Source organism: Candidatus Allofontibacter sp., from assembly GCF_040404065.1.
GTDB lineage: Bacteria > Pseudomonadota > Alphaproteobacteria > Pelagibacterales > Pelagibacteraceae > Fontibacterium.
Map to the genome: position 1 here is coordinate 7,220 of NZ_JBBAJM010000005.1, position 2,647 is coordinate 9,866.

Genomic DNA, 2,647 nt, shown 5'->3' on the forward strand with positions numbered 1-2,647 from the left:
TTATAAATTTGTCAATTGTATTTCCAACTGTAACAGTAGCATTTTCAATAATTAACAATCTAGATTTTGCATCTTCTACACGTTTATCATCTAAATTATTAAAAACTCTTGGTTGTTGACTATTATTTTCATCAAATAATTTATGATTGGCTCTTTTAATATTCTTAATATCAATTTCTTCCATATAATCATTAGATATAAACATTGGATATTCTACCATTTTATAAATTTTATTTTCAGTAAAATTATCTCTAAATTCGTCTATAGTTAACTGGCCACCAAACATTTTCAATGTATATCTAGAAGGAGCAGGTTTTAATACACAATCTAATAATATTGTACCAGTCATTTTACTATATAAAAATTTAATATTGTGATTTATATTATTTATTTTTTTTTCATCTTTATATGCAATCATACATGAAAAACTACAAAATACACCTTTTACACGAAATTTATTAATAGAATTATCGTAATAACAAGGCATACCAATTGGTACTGTATCAAAGGTATGACAACACCACCAACAACATACAGATGTTGAATGCAACCATTCTTTATTTTCAATAAATTCATCTAATACTTTAAAAAACCCTCTTTTTCTATTAGATTCTTGATTATTAATATGTACTTTGGTTTCTTTTTTATTGTTTAATTTATTTTTACTTTGTATTTCTAATTTATGTACAAGAATATTATCTTGTTTCTCTCTAAATTCAATACGACGTTCATATAATTCATTTACATCTAAATCATCTTTTTCAATCAAATCTTTATATTCTTTTTGCAATTCAACTTCATTTTCAGAATTATTTTGTCTTAATTCTTTAAATACAGCATTTATAATTTCATTTTTATCTAATTTTATATTTTGAATCATAGATTCTTCATTTAAAATTGCATTTATTGTTCCTATTTCATTTTCATCTTGGTCATCTTTGTCATCTTGGTCCTCTTTGTCATCTTGGTAATCTTGACCATTTTCTATTTTATTTTGATCATTTTCGATTTCATTTTTAGATTCTTTATCAGTTTCTTGAATATCTAAATGTAAAATGTAATTATTATTGTCTTGTAATACTGTTGTCAATGGTATTTTTTTTCTAATAGAAGAACTAAAATATTTTACAGCAGCCTTACGACCTCTTTTTTTCTTTTGTTTTACTTCTTCAGTACCTTCTTTTCTTTTTCTACCTCTTTTCTTTTTTTCTTCAACTGGCTTTTCAACAAGTGGTTTATCAGTTACTTCTTTACGAGGTCTACCCTTTTTTCTTTTTACAATAGGTTCTACCTTGTCATCCAACGATACCTCTAACGAAGACGTCGTTAGAAGGCAAGGTGTCTTCGTTAATGGTACTTTTTGTTCATCAATTTGTTCTACGTTTTGTTCATTAGACATTTTATTATTTTTTAATAAGTTTATTTTGTTTTTCAATTTTTTGATAAATTTAATTTCTAAATAAAGTTTAATGAATACAGAAACATATCCAGATTTAATTGAAACATTATCTTTTTTAAAATTTCCAGATGAAAAACATCTTTTATATTTTAGCGATTCTGATTCAGAATCATCTAATTCGTTACCTTATTCGTTACCTTATAAGACTGTAGATACATCTAACGAAGACGAAGAAAAAACTTCTAAGGAAAAATCATTAGATTTACTTTTATCATGCACATTACCTAAAAAAGAAAATAGTAATATTTACAATGATGTTTTTACAGAATCTTTGTCAAGCAAAAAGAATTCTGTTAAAAGCAAAAAGAATTCTGTTAAAAGCAAAAAGAGTTCTGTTAAAAGCAAAAAGAGTTCTGTTAAAAGCAAAAAGAATTCTGTTAAAAGCAAAAAGAATTCTGTTAAAAGTAAAAAGAGTTCTGTTAAAAGCAAAAAGAATTCTGTTAAAAGTAAAAATAGTTCTGTTAAAAGTAAAAGGAATTAATTTAAACTGTAATTTTATTATGCAATCTATGTCCAGAACTAATATGTAATTCCATCATATTTTCTAAAAATTCACATACAATATTACCATATTCATTACTATAATAAACTTTTCTAATACCTTTACTTTTTAATTTTGAAATACAAGAATTACAAGGACGTGAGTTTTTTAAATATTGACAAGAATTAGAATTAGATATACGTATAATTAAAATATCATGACCTTTTATTAATTTTTTATGTAATTTGCACAATGCATCTATTTCAGCATGGACGCTAAATTTAACAATATTATTATTTATTATACTTTCTTTTAAATATTTATTATATCCCATTGTTATTATTTTATCACCCTTCATTAAACAGGCACTATGTTTATGTTGTAAGGGCGAATTCCCAGCTATTTTTTTTAATGTTTCAATATTATCATAAAATTTATTATAGAATTTTTGTTCTATAAAATTTTCTAAAGTAATGCTCATAGTCTCTTTTATGAACAAATATACAAATCAATTTACAAATCAATTTACAAATCAATTTTTTATTGTTTTTAAAATTTTTTGCATACTTTTTTAAAGTTTTTTGCATACTTTTTTAAAATTTTTAAAATTTTTTGCATACTTTTTTAAAGTTTTTTGCATACTTTTTTAAAATTTTTAAAGTTTTTTGCATACTTTTTTAAAATTTTTAAAGTTTTTTGCATACTTT

The 2,647-nt window shown here is 23.2% G+C and carries 3 protein-coding genes; 1 reads left to right on the forward strand and 2 read right to left on the reverse strand.

Features of this window, described 5'->3' with window-relative positions; all coding sequences use genetic code 11:
* Positions 1-1,399, reverse strand: a 1,399-nt coding sequence (locus AC8IG9_RS06410) for a hypothetical protein (RefSeq protein WP_507425986.1), incomplete at its 3' end; no start/stop codon positions are given.
* Positions 1,400-1,469: 70 nt separating this feature from the next.
* Here AC8IG9_RS06410 and AC8IG9_RS06415 point away from each other — a divergent pair.
* Positions 1,470-1,940, forward strand: coding sequence for a hypothetical protein (locus tag AC8IG9_RS06415; protein WP_507425987.1), 471 nt, complete (start codon positions 1,470-1,472; stop codon positions 1,938-1,940).
* A gap of 1 nt (position 1,941) precedes the next feature.
* On the opposite strand, the gene AC8IG9_RS06420 is transcribed toward AC8IG9_RS06415, so the two are convergent.
* Positions 1,942-2,421, reverse strand: coding sequence for a cytidine/deoxycytidylate deaminase family protein (locus AC8IG9_RS06420; protein ID WP_507425988.1), 480 nt, complete (start codon positions 2,419-2,421; stop codon positions 1,942-1,944).
* Positions 2,422-2,647 lie beyond the last annotated feature (226 nt).